Genomic DNA, 25,471 nt, shown 5'->3' on the forward strand with positions numbered 1-25,471 from the left:
TTAAAATAGCTCATCAGTAAATGCTTTTCTCTGCCAGAAAGGGAAATGATTGACGTTGCCTTGTCATTTCACCGTGATAATCTGCCTATTCATCACCGATGCCCTCAGGATACCAAACGCTTATGATTCGCTTCGCTATTGTAGGAACCAGTTGGATCACCCGTCAGTTTGTTGATGCCGCCCATGAAACCGGCAAGCTGAAGCTCACCGCCATCTATTCCCGAACGGTAGAAAAAGCGCAGCCGTTTCAAGCCGATTACATGGTGGATACGCTCTTTGATTCACTGGAAGCCATGGCGAAATCCGACCTTATAGACGCCGTGTATCTGGCCAGCCCTAACTCACTGCACTGCGAACAGGCCCTGCTTTTCCTGAGCCACGGCAAGCATGTCATCTGTGAAAAACCACTGGCTTCCAACCGCTATGAAGTCGAACAAATGATAGCCTGTGCCAGAGAAAATCAGGTCGTGCTATTTGAAGCGTTCAAAACCGCCAGCCTGCCTAACTTTAGCGTGGTGCAGCAGGCGCTGCCGAAAGTCGGCAGATTGCGTAAAGTGGTACTGAGCTACTGCCAGTATTCCTCGCGCTACCCGCGCTATCTGGCTGGCGAGAACCCGAATACCTTCAATCCGGCGTTTTCAAACGGTTCCATCATGGATATCGGCTACTACTGTCTGGCCTTCGCCGTAGCGCTGTGGGGAGAACCCTGCACTACGCAGGCCAGCGCAACGCTGTTGGAAAGCGGTGTGGACGCACATGGCAGTATCATCCTGAATTACGGCGATTTCGATGTCACCATCGTCCATTCCAAAGTCAGCCACTCCGCCATTCCCAGCGAAATTCAGGGGGAGGACGGTTCGCTGGTGATTGAAAAAGTCTCTGAATGCCATAACGTGAAATTCATCCCGCGTGAAGGCAAGCAGTTGGATCTCAGCCAGCCACAGCATATCAATAGCATGCTGTACGAAGCAGAAACCTTTGCCACACTGGTGAACGATAACGACATCAACCATGCAGAACTGGCACGATCACGCACCGTTGCTGGACTGCTGACGGAAATTCGCCGCCAAACGGGTGTCGTGTTTCCTGCCGATGCCGCGACACCGGGAAATGCGGATTAAGACGGTGATAATTATTTGACCAAGATCATCTTTTCACCTATCTTCTGTCAGGCAAAGGGGAGTAACTTTTCCGCCAGCTAATCGTCATTACGATGCTTACCGCATCCGGTTACTGGGCAACTTTGATGAAAAGCTTGATTCTTAATGAAACAGCTTCATTAACGTTGTAAGTGAGACCTTGCCGGGAGGCGAGGTGCATTTGCAGCTTTAATAACAAGCGGCCAGCGTCCTTCCGATGTTGGCCGTTTTTGTTTCTATTTAAGGATCTTGCTATGCACACCATCGGCACGCCATGGTTATGGGGCAGCTTCGCTGCCATTGTTATAGTGATGCTGGCCATCGACCTGCTCTATCAAGGGCGCAAAGGGTCGACGGTAATGACGTTCAAACAGGCTGCCGTCTGGTCGATCATCTGGGTCACGCTCTCTCTGTTGTTCAACGCCGGCTTCTGGTGGTATCTGGATGGCACAGTCGGTCGCGAAGTCGCTAACGCGCAGTCGCTAGCCTTCCTGACCGGTTATTTGATTGAGAAAGCGCTCGCTGTCGATAACGTCTTCGTCTGGCTGATGCTCTTCGGCTATTTCGCCGTTCCTCCGCAATACCAACGTCGCGTGCTTATTTACGGCGTGCTGGGTGCCATCGTTCTCAGAACGCTGATGGTGTTTGGCGGCAGTTGGCTCGTCACACAATTCCAGTGGCTGCTCTATGTGTTCGGCGCGTTCCTGCTGTTCACCGGTCTTAAAATGGCACTGGCTAAAGAAGGTGATGGAGCGATCGGTGACAAACCGCTGGTGCGCTGGCTGCGTAGCCACCTGCGCATGACGGATAGCATCGAGAACGATAAATTCTTTGTCCGTCGTAACGGCATACTGTTTGCCACGCCACTGTTTTTAGTGCTGATTATGGTTGAAATCAGCGACGTGATTTTCGCCGTTGACAGTATCCCCGCTATTTTCGCCGTCACGACCGATCCCTTTATCGTACTGACGTCTAACCTGTTCGCTATTCTGGGCCTGCGTGCGATGTACTTCCTGCTGGCTGGCGTGGCAGAACGCTTCTCGCTGTTGAAATATGGTCTGGCCGTCATTCTGATCTTCATTGGTACCAAGATGATGCTCATCGACATTTTCCATATTCCAGTGGCGATTTCTCTGGGCGTCGTTGCCAGCATCCTGATCATTACCATGCTGATCAACGTCTGGGTGAACAAACGCGCCGAGCGTTAATCCTTTTCTTCCTCTCCGCACGGCTCCCGCTGTGCGGAGATGTCTTCCCTCATTCAAGTTTCCATATTCAATCATTCCCACGCACGTTCTGCGCGAAAATCAGTGCTACACAAAGATATCCGTCATAAAAAAACGTCGGGAGCGTTTTTCAACGTTGCACAGCAACGGCCCGAAGGGTGATGGACAAGGATGTCCGTCATAAAAAACCACATCATCGCTTTTCTCAAAAGTAAATTTTCATATACTGATACACGCAAACACATTTAGTTACGGAAAGAAAAAGCCACCCGGCACATGCCAGAGGTGTCAGCTCCGTACACACAATCACTAAACGGAACGGTTACACCGTCAAAATTATGGAAACTCAACAGTCTCGCTTTTTGCAATACATTACTCGCGGTAGTCTGGTTCAACAGATCCTTCTGGGGCTTGCGGCCGGTATTATCTTGGCCTCTCTGTCTACGCAGGCCGCGCTGGCTGCCGGTTTATTGGGAACGCTGTTCGTCGGCGCACTGAAAGCCGTCGCGCCAATTTTGGTATTGGTGCTGGTCATGGCCTCTATCGCCAACCACCAGCAAGGGCAAAAAACTAATATCCGCCCTGTGCTGTTTCTCTATCTCATCGGCACCTTCTCTGCGGCACTGATTGCCGTCGTGCTAAGCGTCCTCTTCCCTTCCACGCTCGCGCTCAACGCGCAGGCCGCCGACATCACGCCGCCGTCAGGTATTGTCGAAGTGCTGGAAGGGCTGTTGATGAGCGTCATCGCCAACCCGATTCACGCGCTGCTGAATGCGAATTACATCGGTATTCTGGTCTGGGCCGTTGGGCTAGGCATTGCGTTCCGTCACGGTTCAGATAGCACAAAGAACATGATTAACGATGCCTCCAACGCGGTCACCATGATTGTGCGCGTGGTGATTCGCTTCGCGCCGCTGGGGATTTTCGGTCTGGTGGCGTCAACGCTGGCGGAAACCGGCTTCGGTGCACTGTGGGGCTATACTCATCTGCTGATGGTACTGATCGGCGGCATGCTGCTAGTCGCGCTGGTGGTCAACCCATTGATCGTTTACTGGAAGATTCGCAGCAACCCTTATCCACTGGTGCTGCGCTGCCTGCGTGAGAGCGGTGTGACCGCCTTCTTCACCCGCAGCTCCGCCGCTAATATTCCGGTCAATATGGAGCTGTGCCGTAAGCTGAATCTGGACGAAGACACGTATTCTGTCGCCATCCCGCTGGGTGCCACCATCAATATGGCAGGCGCGGCGATTACCATCACGGTACTGACGTTGGCCGCCGCACATACGCTCGGCATTCAGATCGACGTACCGACGGCGCTGCTGCTTAGCGTCGTCGCATCGCTGTGTGCCTGTGGTGCATCGGGCGTGGCGGGTGGCTCACTGTTGCTGATTCCGCTGGCGTGCAGCATGTTTGGTATTTCCAACGATATCGCCATGCAGGTCGTTGCCGTTGGCTTCATCATCGGCGTCTTGCAGGACTCGGCAGAAACAGCGGTGAACTCCTCAACAGATGTGATGTTCATCGCCGCCGTGTGTCACGCGGAAGATGCCAAACTGGCGGAAAAAGAGCGCTTAAATCTGCTGTAAATCGTAGGGGATGATTAATCTTATCTGATCTTTAACGCCGTTCGCTTAAGAACGAGCGGCGTTAGGGTTACGAGCAAAACCTGAAATTATGCTTTCTTCTCTACGCTAAAAGGATCGATACCGCGCTGCTGCATGCGCCAGAAGCGGATGATGTTAAAGCCATTCATCAGCAGGAAGCTGCCTTCGATCAGCGATCCACCAATCGAGCCCAGCCAGATATTGTGCGCAACCCAGCCAGCAGTTGAACACCACATCACGCAGCGAGTCGTTAACCCAGAGGTGCGGAACAGCGCCCAGGTACTGACGACCGTACCGGCTATCGGCAACAGTTCCATCGCATGACGCATGCCCGACAAACCAAACAGCAGCGTGAGCGAGATGAAGACAAACATCACAATAATATTGTGCGTTTTTAGTGAAATGAGCGTACGTGCCGAGTTCAACACTGCACTTGCACCTGCCGCATTTGCCCCCATCAAGAAGAAGTGCAGGCCAATCACGGCGCTGTATGCCGATAGCTGTATTTTGAATTTTTGATCGTTACGGTTGAAAAACATGGTGATACCGACCAGAAACGCCAGTACACCAACAGACTGGGCAATCCAATACTGTGTCATGATCCCTGCCTCTAAAAAGTTGCTGCGAAAAAAAACGGCGCCATTATAAAAATGAAACGCCGTTTTATTTTAATTGGAATGAATAATATTTACAACGTTACGCCGCTCTTAAATATGGCTAATTCACGGAAGTCGTTTACTTCATTCTTCGTCTGCTTACCGTCAGCAGTCTCCACAATCAGTTCTACAAACTGACTTAGCAGTTCATCCATCGGCATATCGTGGATCAGACGCCCCGCATCGAAATCAATCCAGTGCGGTTTCTTCTTCGCCAGCTCGCTGTTGGTCGCCAGTTTTACGGTAGGGACAAATCCGCCGTAAGGTGTGCCGCGCCCGGTACTGAACAGCACCATATGACAACCCGCGCCCGCCAGCGCGCTGGTTGCTACAGCATCATTCCCCGGCGCGCTGAGTAGGTTAAGCCCTGGAGTGTGTAAGCGCTCACCATATTTCAGCACGTCCACCACCTTGCTCTGCCCCGCTTTTTGCGTACAGCCCAGTGATTTCTCTTCCAGCGTAGTGATCCCGCCCGCCTTGTTACCCGGCGATGGGTTCTCATAAATCGGCTGGTTGTGCGCGATGAAATACTGTTTGAAGTCATTCACCATGTGCACCGTTTTCTCAAACGTGGCTTCATCACGGCAGCGGCTCATCAGAATACGTTCCGCACCGAACATTTCCGGCACTTCGGTCAGCACAGTCGTGCCACCGTTGGCGATCAGATAGTCGGAGAAACGGCCTAACAGCGGATTGGCAGTAATACCAGACAACCCGTCGGAGCCACCACATTCCAAACCAAACTTCAGTTCGCTCAGCTTACCCGGTTCACGTTTATCATGGCGCATCGCTTCATACAGCGTGTGCAGACGCTCCAGACCAGCTTCAACCTCATCGTCCTGCTGTTGACATACCATGAACGTGACGCGATCAGAATCAAAACCACCCAATGTGCTGCGGAACGCGTCAACCTGGTTGTTTTCACATCCCAGACCGATCACCAACACCGCACCGGCATTCGGGTGACGCACCATGTTTTGCAGCATCGTGCGGGTATTCTCGTGATCCTGACCGAGCTGTGAACAGCCGAAGGTATGGCTAAACAGGTAAACGCCATCGATACCTTCAGCATCATTGGTTTCTTTCAGGAAACGCTGCTGAATCTGGCGGGCAATCCCGTTCACGCAACCGACGGTTGGCAGGATCCACAGTTCATTACGGATACCGACATCGCCATTTTTGCGGCGATAAAGCTGCACGTCCCGATCGCCCATCTGTGTTGGCAGTTCGAGAAATTCAGGCTGGTACTGATATTCATCCAGATCGCTCAGATTGGTTTTCGCATTCTGGGAGTGAATATGTTCTCCGGGAGCAATAGACACCAATGCATGGCCGATCGGCAGGCCATACTTGGTAATCATTTCTCCCGGTGCGATGGTTTCTAGCGCGAACTTATGTCCGCGCACGACAGGTTGCTGAAGTGTCACCGTATGGCTATCCACCGACACCGTTTCGCCTTGCTCGACATCACGCAGGGCGACAGCCACATTGTCCAGAGAATGAATTTTTATAATACTTTGCATGGATAACCCTTCTTGCTGATTAGCAATAACCTTCCACAGCTGAGCGCATACCGCGTTCAACGATGGTTTGTAACTGTTCAGTCACCTGCGCAGCCAAACCAGGAACCTGCGTTAAATCCTGTTCCCAGTGGTCTGCATCGCGCAGTACTACATTCACCAGCTCAGCCAGGCTGACGGTGTTTTCTTTTACGCCCGCCCACAGCGTGGAATAACGCTCCAGCCAGTGTGCGTCATCCTGCAACGGATAGGTTTGTAACGCATCGCCTTCACCGCTGCGTTCGCCGCGATAGAATGCAATCAGAGCCGCTAGCGCAAACGTCAAGCGCGCAGGCAGTTCCCCGTGACGTTCACGGTAAGTCAACAACTGCGGCAGAATGCGGGTGCGGAATTTGGTCATGCCATTCAGCGAGATAGACAACAGCTGATGCTGAATGAACGGGTTGCGGAAGCGGCTTAGCACGGCCTGAGCAAACGAGGTTAGCTCGTCATGCGGCAAATCCAATACCGGCACAATCTCTTCGGCAATGGTCTTTTCCACGAATTTGCCAACCAGGGCATCATTCATCGATTCGCCAACGGTATCCAGACCTGCCAGGAATGCGACCGGCACCAGCGCGGTATGCGCACCGTTGAGAATTGCCACTTTGCGTTCTTTATATGGCTTGATGTCATCAACGATACGGACATTCAGATCCAGCTTGTTCAGGCGTAATTCTTCTGCCAGCCACTGTGGCCCCTGAATCACGAACAGATAGAAGTGTTCCGCTGTATCCCAGAATGTATCCTGATAGCCCATCTCCTGCTGTAGCGCCTCAACTTCGGCACGCGGGTAACCTGTGACAATACGGTCAACCAGCGTCGAGCAGAACGTGTTGTGATCGTTCAGCCAGGCGGTAAACGTTGGCGTCAGCTCCCACTGCGCGGCATAGCGCAGTACCAGCTCTTTCAGCGCTACACCGTTGTAATCAATCAGTTCGCACGGCAGCAGCACCCAGCCTTTATCCGCCGCGCCGTCAAAATGGCAGAAGCGCTCATACAGCAGACGGGTTAATTTCGCCGGGAAACTGACAGGTGGAGCATCGCTCAGGCGATCATCTGCGTGATAGCTGATGCCCGCTTCTGTGGTATTAGAGAAAACGAAGCGAATGTTTGGATCGTGCGCCAGAGCCAGATATTCATCGAACTGACGGTACACATTGATTTCACGGTTTACTGAACGGATTAGACGCGGTTCACGAACCGCCTCACCCTGCTCGTTCAGGCCACGGATAATAGTGGTGTAAAGTCCATCCTGAGTGTCCAGCGCGGGCGGGAAATCAGAATCGATCGGGCGAACCACAACAATGCCCGCATCCAAATCGGTGTGTTCATTCAGCAAATCCAACTGCCAATCCACAAAAGCGCGCAGGAAATTGCCTTCACCAAATTGAATAACACGATCCGGGTGTTGACGACCGGGGAAGTTACGACGATTTAACGTTTGCATTAACAGGCTACCTTAGGACGAATCTCACATTCAGGGCACGACCGATCGACCACCGTCATCCCTATATTCATATTCACCAGCACCAAATAACCACGCGCGCTGATGACAAAAGACCGAGGCATCGAGAACCGCGGCGTAAGCCCCTTTGGGAATCTTACTGCCGCGTATCTCGCGCAATTCACACCTTACGACGCGGCGGAATTACAGCTCGATGGCAAAATAGTTTTTAGCGTTATCGAAACTGATGTTTTTCACCATTTCGCCCAGCAACGGCAGATCTGCTGGCGCTTCGCCATCTTCCACCCAGCGGCCAATCATCTGGCACAGAATGCGGCGGAAATATTCATGACGGGTATAAGACAGGAAGCTACGGCTATCGGTCAGCATGCCGACAAAGCGGCTCAGCAAACCAAGTTGTGCTAACTGAGTCATCTGGCGTTGCATGCCATCTTTCTGATCGTTGAACCACCAGCCGGAACCGAACTGCATCTTGCCCGGCATCCCTTCGCCCTGGAAGTTGCCGATCATCGTGCCGAGCACTTCGTTATCACGCGGATTCAGGCAGTAAAGGATGGTTTTCGGCAGCAGATTTTCTTCATTCTGCTTGCTGAGCAGGCGAGACAGTTCCTGAGCCAGCGGACGGTCGTTGATGGAGTCGAAGCCCACATCCGGCCCCAGCAGCTTGAACTGACGCAGGTTATTGTTGCGCAGTGCGCCAATGTGATACTGCTGAACCCAGCCGCGACGCGCGTATTCCGCACCCAACCAAACCAGAACACCCGTTTTGAACTGTGCCACTTCATGTTCGCTCAACGTTTCGCCAGCAAGGCGACGCGCCAGAATTTTGTCCAGCGCGGCATCATCCGCTTCGGCAAACATCACCACATCCAGCGCGTGGTCAGATACTTTACAGCCGTGCGCCGCAAAGTGATCCAGACGCTTGGTCAGCGCTGTTTGCAGATCGCTGAAGCGACGAATGTCGGTGTCAGAGACTTCACCCAACTTCGCCATATAGTCGTTAAAGGTTGCCAACTCAATGTTGAACGCTTTATCTGGGCGCCAGCTCGGCAACACTTTGATAGAGAAGCTTGAATCCTGAGCAACGGCTTTATGGTGGCGCAGATCGTCAATCGGATCGTCTGTCGTACCGACCATTTTCACATTCATCTGCTGCATGATGCCGCGCGCAGTAAAATCATCACGCTCCAGCATCGCATTACAGCGATCCCAGATGTCTTTTGCCGTGCCTGGCGACAGCAGCGTGCCCGTTACGCCAAACGGACGGCGCAGTTCCAGATGTGTCCAGTGGTAAAGCGGGTTGCCGATGGTGTGTGGCACGGTTGCAGCCCAGGCTTCAAATTTTTCCCAGTCGCTGGCATCACCCGTACACAAGCGCTCAGGCACGCCATTGGTACGCATCGCACGCCATTTGTAGTGATCGCCCTTCAACCAGATGTCATACAAATTTTTGAAACGATAGTTTTCCGCGATCTGCTCAGGCGGTAAATGACAGTGGTAATCAAAGATAGGTTGATCGACGGCATACTCATGATAAAGGCGACGAGCAAATTCAGTATCTAACAGAAAATCTTCACTCAGAAACTGGGGCATGTTTTCTTCCTTACCGTGCTTCTTGTGCACCAAATGGGTTGGTCATTAAAAGATATCACACCAATTATGCGCGATATCTCACAGTATTTGTGAGGTCATGATCGCAAAAATGTAACAAACAGTACAATAACCCAGCACCTATCGCCTTAAATGCCTTGTCTCTCTCGTTTAAACGAGGGATTCGTTATTCCGCATAAAAATAATGGTTTTGTGATATCACTCAACTTTTAAAGTTGTATGACAAATTATTGTAGCGCTGCCTTAAGCAAGGATTCAATCGCTATCTCATAAAGAGAAGGGTTTTCCTGCCAAGCACAACAAAAAAACGTGTTGCATGACATCACAAGACACATCACACCGTGACGCTACTCAAGAGCCATCACCGTGTTTTTCATTGACTCGGAGAGAAAGTTAAATGCGTAAAATCAAAGGATTACGCTGGTATATGATCGGCCTGGTGACTATTGGCACCGTGCTGGGATATCTGACGCGTAATGCAATTTCTGTCGCCGCACCAACGCTACAGGATCAATTGCATATCACCACACAGCAGTATTCTTACATCGTTGCAGCCTACTCAGCTTGTTATACCATTATGCAGCCCATCGCTGGCTATATACTGGATTTGCTTGGCACAAAAATCGGCTATGCCATGTTTGCCATTATATGGGCGATCTGCTGTATGGGTACCGCACTGGCAAACAGTTGGGGTGGCCTGGCTATCGCCCGCGGCGCGGTCGGTATGGCGGAAGCGGCGATGATCCCTGCGGGTCTGAAAGCCAGCAGCGAGTGGTTCCCGGCAAAAGAGCGTTCAGTCGCCGTCGGTTACTTCAACGTGGGGTCATCCATCGGCGCGATGATCGCTCCACCGCTGGTGGTCTGGGCCATTGTGGCGCACAGCTGGGAAATGGCCTTTATCATCACTGGCGCACTGAGCATGGTCTGGGCCATCTGCTGGCTCATTTTCTATAAGCACCCGAAAGATCAGAAAAAACTCAGCGACGAAGAGCGCGACTATATTCTTAGTGGGCAAGAAGCACAGCACCAAACCAATAATGCGAAGAAAATGTCTGCCTGGCAGATTCTGCGTAATCGCCAATTCTGGGGTATCGCGCTGCCACGTTTCCTGGCTGAGCCAGCCTGGGGAACCTTCAATGCATGGATCCCATTGTTCATGTTTAAAGCCTACGGCTTTAACCTGAAAGAAATCGCCATGTTCGCCTGGATGCCGATGCTGTTCGCCGATATCGGCTGCATCTTGGGCGGTTACTTGCCGATGCTGTTCCAAAAGCATTTCAAAGTGAACCTGATCGTTTCTCGCAAACTGGTTGTCACCATGGGTGCAGTACTGATGATTGCTCCGGGGATGATCGGGCTGTTCTCTAGTCCTTATGTCGCCATTGCACTGCTGTGTGTCGGTGGTTTCGCGCACCAGTCGCTGTCTGGTGCACTGATTACTCTGTCATCTGACGTATTTGGCCGTAATGAAGTCGCCACGGCGAACGGTTTAACAGGGATGGCTGCCTGGATGGCAAGTACCATGTTTGCACTCGTTGTCGGCGCACTGGCTGATACGATGGGCTTTAGCCCGCTGTTTGCTGCACTAGCAGTCTTTGACCTGTTAGGCGCTGTCGTGATTTGGACGGTGTTGAAAAACCAACCCGCGTCAGAAGTCGCCGCAGCCGCTGAAACATTGAAAGAAGCCAACCAGCACTGATAACTCCTGCATTATCCTGACTCATCCGGTATGATCCGATACCGGGTGAGCCACCTCCCCATTAACACATTGTAATAACTGTGACCACAACATTGGTTGCTGCTATTATTAAGTGGTATAACAAATCATTCCTCAAAGATTAACGAGATAGACACTCAGGCCCTGACGTGGCACATGGACCGTCATCTATCGAGAGTAGACATCATCATGGCACTCACTGAACCCCGACGGCTATACCAGCAGTTAGCCGCAGAATTAAAACAGCGTATCGAAAGCGGTATGTATCAGGTCGGCGAAAAATTACCGGCAGAACGTTATATTGCTGAAGAAATGAACGTCAGTCGCACCGTGGTGCGTGAAGCCATCATTATGCTGGAAGTCGAAGGGTACGTTGAAGTCCGCAAGGGTTCAGGCATCCACGTTATTTCCAGCCAGCAGAAGAACGCGTTCATTAATAGCGGTGATATCGAATTCGTCGCAGCCGGTCCGTTTGAGCTGCTTCAGGCACGCCAACTCATTGAAAGCAATATTGCTGAGTTTGCAGCAACGCAGGTGACCCGTCAGGACATCATCCAACTGATGGAAATTCAGGAATATGCGCGTCAGGAAGACCGCTTCCGTGATTCTCAGTGGGATCTCAAATTTCACGTTCAGGTCGCACTCGCAACACAAAACTCAGCAATGGCAACTATCGTTGAGAAAATGTGGAGCCAACGGATTCACAATCCCTACTGGCGCAAACTGCATGAACACATTGACGACAAGTCGATTGAAAGCTGGTGCGAAGAGCATGACCGCATCCTTAAAGCGCTGATTCGCAAAGATCCTTACGCGGCAAAACTGGCAATGTGGCAACATCTGGAAAATACGAAACAGATGCTGTTTCGCGCCACGACGGATGATTTCGAGTTTAACGTCGATCGCTATATGTTCGCCGAAAATCCGGTTGTTCATCTCGACCAAATTCACACTGGCAAGTCCTAAGATGTGCATCTTCCCCCTCGTTTTAAGCGAAGGGGAAAATTTTGCACCAGAGGGGAAAAAGTCAGAAAACGTTGATTTCTGTCAGCGAGTGTAAAATATCGCAGAAATCCCAACTCTTCCTCGAAAAATCCCCCTAAACCGCCCAAGTTGTCGTAATATTTTTCTGTCTCAGCAACACCTATTTTGTTACAGTTAACGCGTCTTTCTTACGCTTAATCCGCCGCTTTGGATGCAAAGTCTGCCAAGGCCAAACAATCCCTAAGCTGCCTGTTTATCGGGTTCGCAGCGAAAAGCGAGCATCAAGTCAGACACCAGCGCCACTATCGGGCGGAAAAAACAGAGATCATCAAAAAATCATAATCCTGTGCCCTGATAACACTATTCACTCTTGTTATGTCTAGAAGCGTGATCGTCGCCAAGGCTAAAATGCAACAGCAGTATTAGGAATACCGGATGGAATTAATCAAAGAACTGTTAAACGCACTCTGGCATCAGGATTTCGATATTTTAGCCGACCCAAAGCTGGTGTGGACCATCTATATATTATTGTTTCTGATTATCTTTCTGGAAAATGGCCTGCTTCCGGCCGCTTTCTTGCCCGGCGATAGCCTGCTCATTTTGGTCGGCGTTCTCGTCGCCAAAGGCACAATGAATTACCCTTTTACGATATTTCTACTGACGACGGCCGCTAGCCTCGGCTGCTGGGCAAGCTATATCCAAGGGAAATGGCTTGGCAATACGGGAATTGTTCAGGGCTGGCTATCACATTTGCCCGCACACTATCACCAACGTGCCCACCAGCTCTTCCACCGTCATGGATTATCCGCGCTTTTAGTTGGTCGCTTTCTGGCTTTTGTCCGAACGCTATTACCCACCATTGCAGGCTTGTCAGGCCTGAACAACGCACGTTTTCAGTTCTTTAACTGGATGAGCGGGTTCCTGTGGGTATTTATTCTGGTTACGCTGGGCTTCGCTTTAGGAAAAACGACAATATTCCTGAAATATGAAGACGAACTCATGCTCTGCCTTATGATGCTGCCGCTGGTACTGCTGTTTGTCGGCCTGTTTGGATCACTCTTTGTACTCTGGCGTAAAAAACGCGACACTAAAGCAAATAATGCAGAAAAAGGGAGCTAACCGTGTCAATCCGCTGGTTATTCCCCACGTTATCCCCCAGGAAAATAGGCCGCATACTGCTGTTGCTTGCTCTGCCAATTATCGTATTGACGCAGTCCCAGTCACCACGTCATTCCCAAGACGATGCTATGCTACACATCAAGCCTTATGAAGGTGCCGCATTGCCAGATGGCTTTTACGTGTATCAGCGCCTCAATGAAAAAGGGATTGCGATCAAAAGCATTACGCCAGAGCAAGATAGCCTGATCGTTCGCCTTGCTTCGCCGGAACAGAGCATCGCAGCCAGAGACGTTCTGCGTTTGTCTCTGCCTAAAGTCACCATTACCGCGCAGCAGGCAACAAACCCGACACCATTTTGGCAGCAGAAACTGACACAAAAACAATCCAAACTGGGGTGACGAATATGAAACTATCTCCATCCGTTATCGCATTATCTATCCTGCTTTCCGGTCATGCTCTTGCTAATACCTCCGGTCAGGTAGAAACCTGTCAGCAAAAAGCGCAGGACATTCAGCGCCAAATCGATGAAGCACACAAGCACGGTAACCAAAACCGTATCAATGGGTTAGAAAAGGCGTTGGAGGGTGTAAAAACCCACTGCACGGATGCCGGGCTAGCAGAGAAACGTCAGGAAGCCATTGCGGAAAAACGTAAACAAGTCGCTGAACGGCAACAGGAACTGAGCGAAAGCCGCCAGAAAGGGGATGATGCAGACAAGATCCTCAAACGCGAAAGAAAGTTAGCAGAAGCCGAGCAGGAATTACGCGCTGCGGAAAGTAGCGTGTCGCAATAACCCATCACCACACGCTTCTGTAAAACATTGTCCATACAAAACACACGACAACTGTTCATTTTACAATCAAAAACCAAATCACTAAAATTTACAGCGAGTTATCAGAATTGTCCGTACCCGTTTAGGGCGGCATAAATTTCAACTTCAGCTATAGTTAACGTTCAGGTTTATAACATGAAGGGTTATTAATATGGCTAAAGATCAAAATTCTGAGTACCTACGCGCTGAATTGAAATCACTGGCGGACACGCTGGAAGAAGTATTAAGTACCTCCAGCGATAAATCTAAAGCAGAGCTCGACAAACTGCGCAACAAGGCCGAAAGCGCGCTGAAAGAAACACGCAGCCGCCTGAGCGATACCGGTGAGCGTATTGCTTCCCAAACCAAAGAAGCGGTTGAATCTGCGGACGATTATGTACGTCAGAACCCGTGGACTGGTGTCGGCATTGGCGCGGCAGTTGGTGTCGTGCTTGGCGTCCTGCTGTCTCGTCGCTAATTAGCGGATTGTTATGACGGATAAATCTCAACAAGGCCCCGCTAGCGGGGTCATGGCTTCTGCCCAGCGCATCATCTCCATTATTGTCAGCATGGTAGAAAGCCGCGTCCGACTAGCTGTAATCGAATTAGAGGAAGAAAAAGCCAATCTAATTCAGTTGCTGATCATGGTCGGCCTGACGCTACTTTTTGCCGCTTTTGGCATTATGAGCTTGATTGCGCTGATCATCTGGGGCATTGACCCGCAATATCGTCTCTTTGCGCTGGGGTGTATTACCGCCACATTGCTTGGACTGGCGTTGATAGGCGGCATATGGACACTCCTGAAGGTACGCCGTTCTACCTTACTCAAAGCGACGCGTAAGGAGCTGGCGACCGACAGATCGCTGCTGGGGGACGATCCCAAGTGAACCAACGTCAGCAACGAGACAGAGAAAAAGCCCAGCTACTACGCCGAATACAGCAACAGCGGCTGGATTTATCGGCAGGTAAGAAACACTGGCTGGATACCACTGCTCGCTACGATCGCAGCTGGCAAAGCCTGATGCAGTGGCGTAAATACTGGATCGTTGGCTCCAGCCTCGTGGCGCTCTATGGCGTACGCCATCCCAGCCGCATGATTCGCTGGGGACGCCGCCTCGTCGGGCTGTGGGGGACATTCAGGCTCGTCCGCAAAACATTTGACCAACGTACGTAACCCATTCTATCGCTTCGGTTATTTTCCTTTCCTATACGACACTTTTCCTCTCACTTTTTTATCTCACTCTTGCCTAACGCGCTCACGTCATGGCAGCGCGTTCTTGCAGATTTAACCGAACATCAATTTTTCTGAAATAAAACAACAATTATACTCGCTGGTAGCGGAAATCATCTCTCTATACTATCTGCCCATAACCTGATGGCGGGCCGAGATTTCAGACAGCACCTGCTATAACAAACACAACAGGGCGACATAGCCCACAATAAAATTAATTGGAGATATGATGAAAAATTTAGAAAGCACGGCCCTACTGGTTGCACGTATCTTAATGCCGATTCTGTTTATCGTTGCAGGTTACGGTAAGTTGGGCGATGCCTATGCAGGCACACAGCAATACATGCAGGCGATGGGCGTACCGACCTTCCTGCTGCCACTGACAATTCTGCTGGAACTGGGTGGTGGTCTGGCGGTTCTGTTTGGCCTGCTGACTCGTACTGTCGCACTGTTCACCGCGGGCTTTACGCTGCTGACCGCACTGCTTTTCCACTCTAACTTTGCGGAAGGCATGAACCAACTGATGTTCATGAAAAACCTGACCATCGCGGGTGGCTACCTCCTGCTGGCTGTAACGGGTCCAGGCGCATTCAGCATCGACCGCCTGCTGGGCAAAAAGTGGTAAGACGAGCCTTCTCCGGCCTGTACTACACTTAATAGTTGAATAGCGAATACACTCAATAGCGACGGCAAGCATTCAAGGCTTGCCGTTGTTTTATCATCATTCACTAACGGGAGGATTTATGGGACAACTGGTTGACGGCGTATGGCACGATACCTGGTATGAAACCAAATCTACCGGCGGTCACTTTAAGCGTTCAGAATCGGTATTCCGCAACTGGGTAACACCCGATGGAGCCCCCGGCCTCACCGGCAAAGGCGGCTTTCCCGCCCAGTCTGGCCGTTATCATCTCTATGTTTCTCTCGCCTGCCCGTGGGCACATCGCACGCTGTTAATGCGGCAGTTGAAAGGGTTAGAGGATCACATCGCCGTTTCGGTGGTTCACCCACTCATGCTCGATCACGGCTGGACGTTCGGTACCGATTTTGAGGCCGCAACGGGTGATTCACTCTATCAGCATGAATTCCTCTATCAACTCTATTTGCACGCCAAATCAGACTATAGCGGTCGGGTAACCGTACCCGTCCTGTGGGACACCGAGCAACATACTATTGTCAGTAACGAATCCGCCGATATTATCCGCATGCTGAACAGCGCGTTTGATGGCGTAGGTGCAATAGCGGGAGATTACTACCCAGAAGCACTACGTACTCAGATTGACGAATTGAACAGCTGGATTTACGACAAGGTCAACAACGGTGTTTACAAAGCCGGTTTTGCGACGACTCAGTCAGCCTATGATGAATCTGCAACCACCGTTTTCGCTGCGTTATCCGATCTGGAAACCATACTGGCAAAACAGCGCTACCTGACTGGTGAGCAGTTAACAGAAGCCGACCTGCGGCTGTGGACGACGCTGATCCGTTTCGATCCGGTCTATCACACGCATTTTAAGTGCGATAAATATCTCCTGAGCGATTATCCAAATCTGTTCGGTTTTCTGCGTGATATTTATCAGACGCCTGGCATCGCTGAGACTGTCGATATGGCGCATATTCGTCATCACTACTATCGCAGCCACGGCACGATTAATCCTCACGGAGTGATTTCGCTGGGTCCAGAGCAAGATCTGAACCAGCCTCACCACCGTGATAGGGCGTTTGTCGATTTATACTAACGTTTGACGTAAAGCATGAAGTGTTGAGGCAAGGTGTGGCTCCACATCTTGCCTCAGAAAACGCAGGATTTAGGGCTGGTTCAGGAGTTTTGGAATTTCACGCAGGAACCAGGATTTTGCCTCGCCCATGCTGTCTCGCCGCCACGCCATAATAATCTGGCTTTCCATCTGGTGCTCTGGCCCAATCACCAGTAAACGCCCTTCTGCAATATCTTGTGCCACCATCGGATAAGGCATAGTCGCGACACCTAGCCCAGCCAGCAACGCACGCCGTTTATCATCCAGTGAACTCACCGTCAGACGCTGCTGTTTATCCAACAGTTGCACGGTCAGCACTGGACGCTCACGCGCGGTGTCCGCCATGGCAATCCCACGATATTTTACACGGATCGCATCCGACAGCGGCTCCGGCTCTTGGTGAATAGGATGTTCTGGGCTAGCAACATAAACGTTATTCATCGTGTACAGCTTGCGGGTATTCATTTCGGAAGACGCACGAAAATGCATGTCCGGCGCAATCACGATATCAGCGCGACCTTGCTCAAGACGCTCCCACGCACCCGCCAGCACTTCCGTCAGGATTGATACCTGCGTATTCGCTTTGAGCGCCAGTTTATCGATTAATGGGAAAATCCGCTGAGTCGGAATCAGAGCCTCCGTCACAATCGTCAGGTGCGTTTCCCAACCACGTGCCAGTGCTTCTGCATCCGTAGTGAGTTTATCCGCAGCTTCCAGCAGGATACGTCCGCGTTCCAGCAGCATTCGTCCGACATTCGTGAATTTAGTACGATGCCCGGAACGATCGAACAACACCACATCCAGCTCTTCTTCCAGTTTCTGCATGGTGTAGCTCAGTGCCGAAGGCACCCTACCCAGCTCGTCTGCCGCGGCGGCAAAGCTGCCACGACGATCGATCGCATCCATCACCCTCAGGGCTTCCAGCGTCAATGCTCGTTCTCTCGCCATCTTCGTACTCATTCAGGAATTTTGAATATACCGACCAGATTAACTAGCTAACAATCCAACGTCCACACAATTACTATCAGTTTAATAAATAATTCTCTGGGGGATAAAGATTATGATCACACGAAGAGCAGCGGGGCAATGCGGCCAAGCCGACTATGGCTGGTTGCAGGCACGCTATACATTCTCTTTCGGTCACTATTTTGACCCACAGTTACTGGGATATGCTTCTCTTCGCGTGCTCAATCAGGAAGTGTTGGCGCCGGGAGCCTCATTCCAGCCTCGAACCTATCCGCGTGTAGATATCCTGAACATTATTCTTCAGGGCGAAGCGGAATACCGCGACAGCAACGGCTGCCACATTCAGGCTAAAGCGGGAGATGTGCTGTTGCTCGCCACTCAGCCGAACGTCAGCTATAGCGAACATAATACCAATGCCAGTAAACCACTGACACGCTTGCAGTTATGGTTGAATGCTTGCCAGACCCGAGAGAACAGCCCGTTACAGCGTATGGGGCTGGATTCATCAAATCATACTCTACTTGCCTCACCAGAAGGCGAGCAGGATAGTCTACAACTGCGCCAGCAGGTCTGGATCCATCATGTCGATCTTCAGGCCAATGAGCAAAGCACGATCGCCCTACAGGGAAATCAGGCTTATCTCCAGTTGATCCACGGTTCCATGGCGGTGAAAGGTAGCCAGCACAGCGAAACATTACACTGTGGCGACGGAGCCTTCATCAAGGAAGAAACGACGTTGACGCTACAGGCAGAATCACCGTTGCGGGCACTGCTCATCGATCTGGTCGTGTAGTTCCTCTGTCTGTTGTCTTCGCAGGAAAACGTCACTCACTCGGCGTTTTTACTCAGTCGTGGTAAGATATCCGTCTTGTTCCTCAATGCGTCAGGGTGATATGACAATGGATTCAACCAAACAGGACAAACTTCTTGCCCAGGCTGAACAGATTTGTCAGCAGCGCGCTGTGCGTCTCACTCCACAGCGGCTAGAGGTTTTACGCCTTATGGCACAGCAGTCCGGTGCTATCAGCGCCTATGACCTGCTGGACCTACTGCGAGTTTCCGAGCCTCAGGCCAAGCCGCCGACCGTCTATCGCGCGCTGGATTTTCTGCTGGAACAAGGCTTCATTCATCGAGTCGAATCAAACAACAGCTATGTGTTGTGTCACCATATCGAAGACCACAGCCATACGTCTGCCCTTTTCATCTGCGATCGCTGTGGGCAGGTCACGGAACGTCAAACCGAAGGTGTGGAAGAAACGCTACGCAGCTTGGCACAGCAGTCTGGATTTACACTGCGTCACAGCGTTGTGGAAGCACACGGGTTGTGCGGAGGCTGTCAGGAAGTAGCGACATGCAAACAGCCGGATCATTGCGATCACGACCATACCGTTCCCATTAAAAAACGATAGCCCTGAGGGCTATCGTTCCTTTTCTGCGGAGAGACATCACGTTTGCTACCAGTGATATTTGTGATGATCTTCCCAGTGTTTAACTTCTTTCTCTGCCGCTTCCTTTTCATACCCGTAACGCTCCTGGATCCTACCCACCAGTTGGTCACGTTTACCTTCGATGACCGTCAGATCGTCATCAGTTAATTTGCCCCATTGCTCTTTCGCTTTACCTTTAAACTGTTTCCAGTTACCGCTGGCTTGGTCTTTATTCATAAGAATCTCCATACCTTAGGTGCATTGCGCATAAACGAATCGTCACGACCAACTTATGCGTCAGTTTCAGATAAATAGGCTTATTCAGTAAGTAGCATCATAAATGTATTAACCATCACGGTGTTCTTCGCCACTGTCTCCCTTGATTACTGGGTGAACCTAAATGTGATAGTTAATGATCAATCATCAAACGACCAATCAAGACAAAAATGCTTACCTTGATAAAAATTATAGTCGAATATTTTACTAAAAATAAAAAACCAAGTATCTGTAACTAGGATAGAGCAAAGAAAGGGAAAACTATCGCAAAAAAGCAGTGAAAAAACAGGCGGTAATAGGGGAGAGTAGAGAACGCAGCTAAATGTAACTAAATATATATGACTAGCAGATTAATACACAGAACATGATGCACTGATCCAGATTGGAGAGCAGTGCATCAATAACGGTTAGCTCCAGTCGCTGTTACGAATCACGCCAACCGCTAAGCCTTCTATCGAAAAACTTTGCTGACGCAGGTCAACAACGATGGGGGCGAACTCTTCATTTTCAGCGAGAAGATGCACAGTATTGCCTTGTTTTTTAAGGCGTTTAACGGTTACTTCATCTTCAATACGCGCCACGACAATCTGCCCGTTGCGCACATCTTCTGTCTTATGTACAGCTAGCAAATCGCCATCCAATATACCGATATTTTTCATCGACATACCGCTGACACGCAGCAAAAAGTCAGCGCTAGGTTTAAACATCGCAGGATCAACCTGATAACGGCATTCGATATGTTCCTGTGCCAGCAGAGGTTCACCTGCCGCCACACGCCCAACCAGAGGAATACCCGTTTCTTCTTCCATTAACAGGCGAATACCACGAGAAGCACCCGACACAATTTCAATCACGCCTTTACGCGCCAGCGCTTTCAGATGTTCTTCGGCCGCATTCGGAGAGCGAAATCCCAGTTGTTGAGCAATTTCCGCACGCGTTGGCGGCATTCCGGTTTGCGCAATATGATCGCGGATCAGGTCATAAACCTGCTGCTGCCTTGCTGTTAATACTTTCATTCCGCCCCCTGGTTGTTTATACAGTCTTGCTGTGAGTATATACAGGTAAGGCACAATTGGGAATCGGGATATAGGCAAAGCCCCTGACTTTTATTCATTTATGCGCACCGTCAAGCAAAATGTTGCCAGAGGATGCTGCCCCATACGACAGCAGCCAACAAGATGGCAACAAAGACAGCCGCCGACCCGATATCTTTCGCCCGGCCGGATAATTCGTGATGCTCGAGACCAATGCGGTCGACGACGGCTTCAATAGCGCTGTTGGCCAGTTCAAACAACATAATCAATACTACAGACCCAATCAGCAGCAGTTTTTCGACCAGCGTCACTGGCAATAAACAAGCAATAATGACGCCGACAATCGTCAGTATCGTTTCCTGACGAAACGCCGCCTCATGCTGCCACGCCTGCTTCAGCCCCTTAAAGGAATAACCGGTAGCCTTGATAATCCGGGTCATCCCCGTTGCTTTATTCATTTATCCTCCATTATTTAGACTCTAAATAATTCCAGTTTCAGGCAGGCGGCAAGAGAGGGACAAATTCGTCGGGAACGAATTTGACCAGCCAACGGCTGGCCTCTGGTGAGAGACGGGATGTCTCTCATTTCATCCCGATGAGCTTACTCAGGTAAGTGATTCGGGTGACTAAACGCTGCCAACGCACATGCAACTTGAAGTATGACGAGTATATGCAAAATAGTTCGCATTTTAACGCACCTGCGTTGTCTCATCACCACAGATCTCCGGCGCAGTTTCTGGTATCCTTGCGGCGAATTGCTAACAAGAGGCTCCACGTTGTTATGTCAGGTTGGCGTAAAATTTATTATAAATTATTGAATCTCCCGCTGAAACTGCTGGTGAAAAGTAAAGTTATTCCCGCAGATCCCGTGGTCGAGTTGGGGTTAGATCCCTCACGTCCTATACTCTATGTTCTGCCTTATAACTCTCAGGCAGATCTATTGACGCTACGCACGAAATGTCTGGCATTGGGCTTACCCGATCCTTCGCAATCGTTCGAATTCAATGGCGTCGAACTCCCTAGCCACGTCTTTATTAATGACGGGCCGCGCGTCTTCCGTTATTACGTTCCCAAGCAGAAATCCGTCAAGCTGTTCCACGATTATCTGGACCTGCACCGCGCCAATCCAGATTTAGACGTACAGATGGTGCCTGTTTCCGTGATGTTTGGGCGCTCTCCTGGTCGGGAAGGTCACTCTCAGTCCACACCACACCTGCGATTGCTCAACGGCATTGAAAAATTCTTCGCCGTCCTGTGGTTAGGCCGTGACAGCTTTGTCCGCTTCTCCAGCCCCGTGTCACTACGCTATATGGCGACCGAGCATGGCACTGACAAAACCATAGCCCACAAACTGGCACGTGTCGCACGTATGCACTTCTCTCGCCAGCGTTTGGCGGCAGTTGGCCCACGCTTACCGGTGCGTCAGGAGCTGTTTAATAAGCTGCTGGATTCAAAAGCGATCAAGAAAGCCGTTGACGATGAGGCTCGCAGTAAGAAGATTTCTCATGAGAAAGCGCAGCAAAACGCCATTGCACTCATGGAAGAAATCGCTGCCGACTTCTCCTACGAAGCGGTGCGTCTGTCAGACCGCGTATTGAGCTGGACGTGGAACCGCCTTTATCAGGGAATTAACGTCCATAACGCCGAACGCGTTCGTCAGTTGGCGCAGGATGGCCACGGCATTGTCTATGTGCCCTGCCACCGTAGCCATATGGATTATCTGCTGCTTTCCTATGTCCTGTACCATCAAGGCTTAGTACCGCCGCATATCGCTGCCGGTATCAATCTTAATTTCTGGCCAGCGGGACCGATCTTCCGCCGTCTTGGTGCGTTCTTTATTCGTCGTACCTTCAAAGGCAACAAACTCTATTCCACGATTTTCCGCGAATATCTGGGTGAGCTGTTTGCCCGGGGTTATTCGGTTGAATACTTCATGGAAGGCGGGCGTTCACGTACAGGGCGTCTTCTGGATCCCAAAACCGGTACGCTAGCCATGACCATTCAGGCCATGCTCAGAGGCGGTACGCGCCCTATCACACTGGTGCCGATTTATGTCGGTTACGAGCATGTGATGGAAGTCGGCACCTATGCAAAAGAGTTGCGCGGCGCGGTGAAGGAAAAAGAAGGCTTTATGCAGATGGTGCGCGGTTTACGTAAGCTGCGTAATCTGGGTCAAGGTTACGTGAACTTCGGCGAACCGCTCCCGCTCACAACCTATCTGAACCAACATGTACCGCAATGGCGTGATGCGATTGATCCCATCGAGGCACAGCGTCCAAGCTGGCTAACGCCGACGGTGCAGGATATCTCTATGGATATCATGGTGCGCATCAATAACGCTGCGGCAGCAAATGCGATGAACCTGTGCTCCACCGCCCTGTTAGCATCGCGCCAGCGCTCACTGACACGTGAGCAAATGCACGAACAGCTGGATTGCTACCTGCAATTGCTGCGTCAGGTTCCCTACCACAAAGATATTACAGCACCTAAGAAGACAGCGGATGAGCTGTTGGAACACGCGCTGAGCATGAACAAGTTCGAAGTGGAGAAGGACAGTATTGGCGACATCATCATTCTGCCGCGCGAGCAGGCGGTTCTGATGACGTATTACCGTAATAACATCCAGCATCTGTTGGTGTTACCGTCGCTGATCGCCAGCATCGTCATCCATCATCGCCGAATTACGCTTGCTGAAGTCGTCCGACAAATCACGCTGATCTATCCGCTGCTGCAAGCCGAGCTGTTCCTGCACTATTCCAAAGAACAATTGCCGGACGTACTGGAAACGTTGGCCAACGAACTGACTCGACAAGAGTTACTGTGTAGCCGTGATGGTCAATTGGCGATTAACCCGCCACGCATCCGTACGCTACAACTGCTATCGGCAGGCGTGCGTGAAACGCTGCAACGTTATGCGATTACGCTATCGTTGCTGTGCGCAAACCCAGAAATCAACCGTGGAACGTTGGAGAAAGAAAGCCGAAACATGGCACAGCGCTTATCCGTTCTACACGGTATCAATGCGCCGGAATTCTTTGATAAAGCAGTGTTCTCAACGTTGGTCGCAACCTTACGTACGGAAGGGTATATCACCGACAGTGCGGAAGCGGCGCAAGGCGATATCGTGGCAATCTATAACATCCTCGGCGATCTGATCACGCCAGAAGTTCGGTTGACTATCGAAAGCGCCAGCTCATCTACTGAGATGGAAAGTAGTCAGGCAGTGGAAGAAAAAACACAGGAATAGCCAGACAGAAGTAACGGAAAGATGGCGGAGAAGTACCGTCATCAAACTGTGGATACCTCTGGCATAGCAAGTACACAGCACATTCCGTCATAAAAAAAGCAGCGATTTATCGCTGCTTTTTTGTATCTGCCGATCCGCCTACAGGCCAAACAGCACACCAATAAATATCGCCATTCCTGCATATTTATTATTATGGAATGCTTTGAAACAGGCATCACGTTCGCGCCCGGCTGTCAGTATTTGCTGATAGATAAACATCCCAGCAGCCACCAGCAGTGAAATAGTGTAGGGAATTCCCAATCCGGTGATGTTTCCCAAAGCCAGCAGCAACGCCAGCATACTGAACTGCAATAATCCGATGATGATATTGTCAAAACGCCCAAACAGGATCGCAGTAGACTTCACGCCGATCTTCAAGTCGTCATCACGATCGACCATCGCATATTGCGTATCGTAAGCCACCGTCCAGCAGATATACGCCAGAAACATCATCCAGCAGGTCGCAGGCAGGCTTTCACTCACCGCAGCATAAGCCATAGGTATCGACCAGCCGAATGCCGCACCCAGCACAAACTGAGGCAGATGGCTGACGCGTTTCATAAACGGGTAGACCCATGCCAAAGCCAGCCCAGCGACAGACAACAAGATCGTCATCTTATTCAGCGTCAGCACCAGACCAAACGCCAGCAAAACCAGCACGACAAACAGAACTTTGGCAGATTGCTCGCTCACTTCGCCGCTAGGTAACGGACGAGAAGCCGTGCGTTTTACATGGCCGTCAAAATGTCGATCGGCATAGTCATTGATGACGCAACCCGCAGCACGCATTAAGAAGACACCCGCGACAAAAACAAAGAGCGTCCACGGTGCAGGTGTAGTCCCTCCCGCCAGCCACAGCGCCCATAGCGTTGGCCACAGCAGTAACAGGGAACCTATCGGTTTATCAATCCGCATCAAGCGACAATAAGCCAGCCATTTCCCTGCTGTAACACTTCTTTCCAAGGATTTATCTCCTCAAATTACCTGCCAACCTTCATCACCAGGTGTGTAATAAACCGGTGATTCCGGTAAGAAAAGCTCAGTCAACAGTAACGGATGACCGGAAAGACACAGGCGGGAACGCCGCGCCCATAAGCCTTCGCAGCATCCGGTATGAATATAATCACGCGTCAGCGATTTTTGCTCAAACAGATAACGACCTAACGGCTGATTGCCTATTTTCGTCAACGCCGCGCCAGAACCCTCGAGCGTCTGTTGCGGGACAATCGTTCGGCCGAAAAGCCAAGGGCGATCGTCACCATACAGCACCACTTCACGCAGCCAGTAACGTTCGTCAGGCGGTAATTGATCGCGCTCTTCGTCCAGCATCTGTGGCGTAATGAAACCCTCACGACAAAGCGTGACCTTCAATTCGGCACAGTATTTTTCAAGCCGCTGTGTCATGGAACTGGTTTCCATCAGCCAGTCACCAATGTGTTCAGGCAATACCGAAGGGGGTTCAGTAAACCAGGATATGGTGCGCAGAAGCGTTGACGCATCGTCAGACATTTCCCTACTCCGAACAGGTTACTTTGCAAATACAAGTCTTCGTAAATAAACGTATTCGCAAATAAAGTAAGCGCCCCCATTGTAGCGCAGA

The 25,471-nt window shown here is 50.8% G+C and carries 26 protein-coding genes; 16 read left to right on the forward strand and 10 right to left on the reverse strand.

Features of this window, described 5'->3' with window-relative positions:
* Positions 1-122 precede the first annotated feature (122 nt).
* The 3 genes from DUT67_RS19125 (at position 123) to sstT (ending at position 3,951) form a co-directional block, all read left to right on the forward strand.
* Positions 123-1,121, forward strand: coding sequence for a Gfo/Idh/MocA family protein (locus DUT67_RS19125; protein ID WP_113632114.1), 999 nt, complete (start codon positions 123-125; stop codon positions 1,119-1,121).
* A gap of 272 nt (positions 1,122-1,393) precedes the next feature.
* Positions 1,394-2,347: a TerC family protein gene (locus DUT67_RS19130; protein WP_011092269.1), complete on the forward strand. Its 954-nt coding sequence runs from the start codon at positions 1,394-1,396 to the stop codon at positions 2,345-2,347.
* A gap of 356 nt (positions 2,348-2,703) precedes the next feature.
* Positions 2,704-3,951, forward strand: a complete 1,248-nt coding sequence (gene sstT / locus DUT67_RS19135; protein ID WP_113626338.1) for a serine/threonine transporter SstT — start codon at positions 2,704-2,706, stop codon at positions 3,949-3,951.
* An 86-nt stretch (positions 3,952-4,037) separates the two neighbouring features.
* Here sstT and DUT67_RS19140 read toward each other — a convergent pair whose 3' ends face one another.
* The 4 genes from DUT67_RS19140 to uxaC form a co-directional block, all read right to left on the reverse strand.
* A complete protein-coding gene (locus tag DUT67_RS19140) occupies positions 4,038-4,568 on the reverse strand; it encodes a YgjV family protein (protein ID WP_113626339.1) in 531 nt (176 codons plus the stop codon).
* 89 nt (positions 4,569-4,657) lie between these two features.
* Complete coding sequence (locus DUT67_RS19145; RefSeq protein WP_113632115.1) at positions 4,658-6,148, reverse strand: UxaA family hydrolase; 1,491 nt, start codon at positions 6,146-6,148, stop codon at positions 4,658-4,660.
* Positions 6,149-6,167: 19 nt separating this feature from the next.
* Complete coding sequence (locus DUT67_RS19150) at positions 6,168-7,634, reverse strand: tagaturonate reductase (protein ID WP_113626341.1); 1,467 nt, start codon at positions 7,632-7,634, stop codon at positions 6,168-6,170.
* 201 nt (positions 7,635-7,835) lie between these two features.
* The gene (gene uxaC, locus DUT67_RS19155) at positions 7,836-9,245 is read right to left on the reverse strand and encodes a glucuronate isomerase (protein WP_113626342.1); all 1,410 of its coding nucleotides are present in this window, start codon (positions 9,243-9,245) and stop codon (positions 7,836-7,838) included.
* A 415-nt stretch (positions 9,246-9,660) separates the two neighbouring features.
* Between uxaC and DUT67_RS19160 the strand changes: the two genes are divergently transcribed.
* The 10 genes from DUT67_RS19160 (at position 9,661) to DUT67_RS19205 (ending at position 16,864) form a co-directional block, all read left to right on the forward strand.
* The gene (locus DUT67_RS19160; protein WP_048258656.1) at positions 9,661-10,962 is read left to right on the forward strand and encodes an MFS transporter; all 1,302 of its coding nucleotides are present in this window, start codon (positions 9,661-9,663) and stop codon (positions 10,960-10,962) included.
* A gap of 207 nt (positions 10,963-11,169) precedes the next feature.
* Positions 11,170-11,946: a transcriptional regulator ExuR gene (gene exuR / locus DUT67_RS19165; RefSeq protein ID WP_048258655.1), complete on the forward strand. Its 777-nt coding sequence runs from the start codon at positions 11,170-11,172 to the stop codon at positions 11,944-11,946.
* A 453-nt stretch (positions 11,947-12,399) separates the two neighbouring features.
* A complete protein-coding gene (locus DUT67_RS19170; protein WP_048258654.1) occupies positions 12,400-13,083 on the forward strand; it encodes a DedA family protein in 684 nt (227 codons plus the stop codon).
* Positions 13,084-13,085: 2 nt separating this feature from the next.
* A complete protein-coding gene (mzrA, locus tag DUT67_RS19175; protein WP_048258653.1) occupies positions 13,086-13,481 on the forward strand; it encodes an EnvZ/OmpR regulon moderator MzrA in 396 nt (131 codons plus the stop codon).
* A gap of 5 nt (positions 13,482-13,486) precedes the next feature.
* Positions 13,487-13,876, forward strand: a complete 390-nt coding sequence (locus tag DUT67_RS19180) for a DUF1090 domain-containing protein (RefSeq protein WP_113626343.1) — start codon at positions 13,487-13,489, stop codon at positions 13,874-13,876.
* A 190-nt stretch (positions 13,877-14,066) separates the two neighbouring features.
* On the forward strand, positions 14,067-14,372 hold the full coding sequence (locus tag DUT67_RS19185; RefSeq protein ID WP_005971326.1) for a YqjD family protein: 306 nt from the start codon (positions 14,067-14,069) through the stop codon (positions 14,370-14,372).
* A 13-nt stretch (positions 14,373-14,385) separates the two neighbouring features.
* On the forward strand, positions 14,386-14,781 hold the full coding sequence (locus DUT67_RS19190) for a phage holin family protein (RefSeq protein WP_113626344.1): 396 nt from the start codon (positions 14,386-14,388) through the stop codon (positions 14,779-14,781).
* Positions 14,778-15,068 (forward strand): YqjK-like family protein, encoded by a 291-nt coding sequence (locus tag DUT67_RS19195; RefSeq protein ID WP_048258650.1) that lies wholly within the window; start codon positions 14,778-14,780, stop codon positions 15,066-15,068. Before DUT67_RS19190 ends, DUT67_RS19195 begins: the two co-directional genes overlap by 4 nt.
* Before the next feature lie 286 nt (positions 15,069-15,354).
* The gene (locus DUT67_RS19200) at positions 15,355-15,750 is read left to right on the forward strand and encodes a DoxX family protein (protein ID WP_012822487.1); all 396 of its coding nucleotides are present in this window, start codon (positions 15,355-15,357) and stop codon (positions 15,748-15,750) included.
* A gap of 118 nt (positions 15,751-15,868) precedes the next feature.
* Positions 15,869-16,864: a glutathione S-transferase family protein gene (locus tag DUT67_RS19205; RefSeq protein WP_113626345.1), complete on the forward strand. Its 996-nt coding sequence runs from the start codon at positions 15,869-15,871 to the stop codon at positions 16,862-16,864.
* Between the two features lie 69 nt (positions 16,865-16,933).
* On the opposite strand, the gene DUT67_RS19210 is transcribed toward DUT67_RS19205, so the two are convergent.
* The gene (locus DUT67_RS19210) at positions 16,934-17,830 is read right to left on the reverse strand and encodes a LysR family transcriptional regulator (RefSeq protein ID WP_039481961.1); all 897 of its coding nucleotides are present in this window, start codon (positions 17,828-17,830) and stop codon (positions 16,934-16,936) included.
* A gap of 112 nt (positions 17,831-17,942) precedes the next feature.
* On the opposite strand from DUT67_RS19210, the gene DUT67_RS19215 reads away from it, so the two are divergent.
* Complete coding sequence (locus DUT67_RS19215; protein ID WP_048258648.1) at positions 17,943-18,641, forward strand: pirin family protein; 699 nt, start codon at positions 17,943-17,945, stop codon at positions 18,639-18,641.
* A 106-nt stretch (positions 18,642-18,747) separates the two neighbouring features.
* Entirely contained in the window at positions 18,748-19,257 is a 510-nt protein-coding gene (gene zur, locus DUT67_RS19220) for a zinc uptake transcriptional repressor Zur (protein WP_039303032.1), read from the forward strand.
* 45 nt (positions 19,258-19,302) lie between these two features.
* Here the strand turns inward: zur and DUT67_RS19225 are convergent, their stop codons facing one another.
* From DUT67_RS19225 to DUT67_RS19235, 3 genes are all read right to left on the reverse strand, one after another.
* Positions 19,303-19,512 carry a CsbD family protein gene (locus tag DUT67_RS19225; protein ID WP_039289892.1) on the reverse strand — a complete coding sequence of 70 codons (210 nt, stop codon included), beginning with the start codon at positions 19,510-19,512 and terminating at the stop codon, positions 19,303-19,305.
* Positions 19,513-19,958: 446 nt separating this feature from the next.
* Positions 19,959-20,567 (reverse strand): transcriptional repressor LexA, encoded by a 609-nt coding sequence (gene lexA / locus DUT67_RS19230; protein ID WP_048258646.1) that lies wholly within the window; start codon positions 20,565-20,567, stop codon positions 19,959-19,961.
* A gap of 110 nt (positions 20,568-20,677) precedes the next feature.
* A complete protein-coding gene (locus DUT67_RS19235; RefSeq protein WP_010282908.1) occupies positions 20,678-21,043 on the reverse strand; it encodes a diacylglycerol kinase in 366 nt (121 codons plus the stop codon).
* A 323-nt stretch (positions 21,044-21,366) separates the two neighbouring features.
* Between DUT67_RS19235 and plsB the strand changes: the two genes are divergently transcribed.
* Positions 21,367-23,832, forward strand: coding sequence for a glycerol-3-phosphate 1-O-acyltransferase PlsB (gene plsB, locus DUT67_RS19240; protein WP_113626346.1), 2,466 nt, complete (start codon positions 21,367-21,369; stop codon positions 23,830-23,832).
* Positions 23,833-23,970: 138 nt separating this feature from the next.
* Here plsB and ubiA read toward each other — a convergent pair whose 3' ends face one another.
* Together ubiA and ubiC are read right to left on the reverse strand one after the other, a co-directional pair.
* The gene (ubiA, locus tag DUT67_RS19245) at positions 23,971-24,834 is read right to left on the reverse strand and encodes a 4-hydroxybenzoate octaprenyltransferase (protein WP_113632116.1); all 864 of its coding nucleotides are present in this window, start codon (positions 24,832-24,834) and stop codon (positions 23,971-23,973) included.
* 12 nt (positions 24,835-24,846) lie between these two features.
* Positions 24,847-25,380 carry a chorismate lyase gene (gene ubiC / locus DUT67_RS19250; protein WP_048258641.1) on the reverse strand — a complete coding sequence of 178 codons (534 nt, stop codon included), beginning with the start codon at positions 25,378-25,380 and terminating at the stop codon, positions 24,847-24,849.
* Positions 25,381-25,471 lie beyond the last annotated feature (91 nt).

Origin of the sequence: Pectobacterium peruviense (assembly GCF_003312355.2) — a bacterium.
In the GTDB taxonomy this organism is placed as follows: domain Bacteria; phylum Pseudomonadota; class Gammaproteobacteria; order Enterobacterales; family Enterobacteriaceae; genus Pectobacterium; species Pectobacterium peruviense.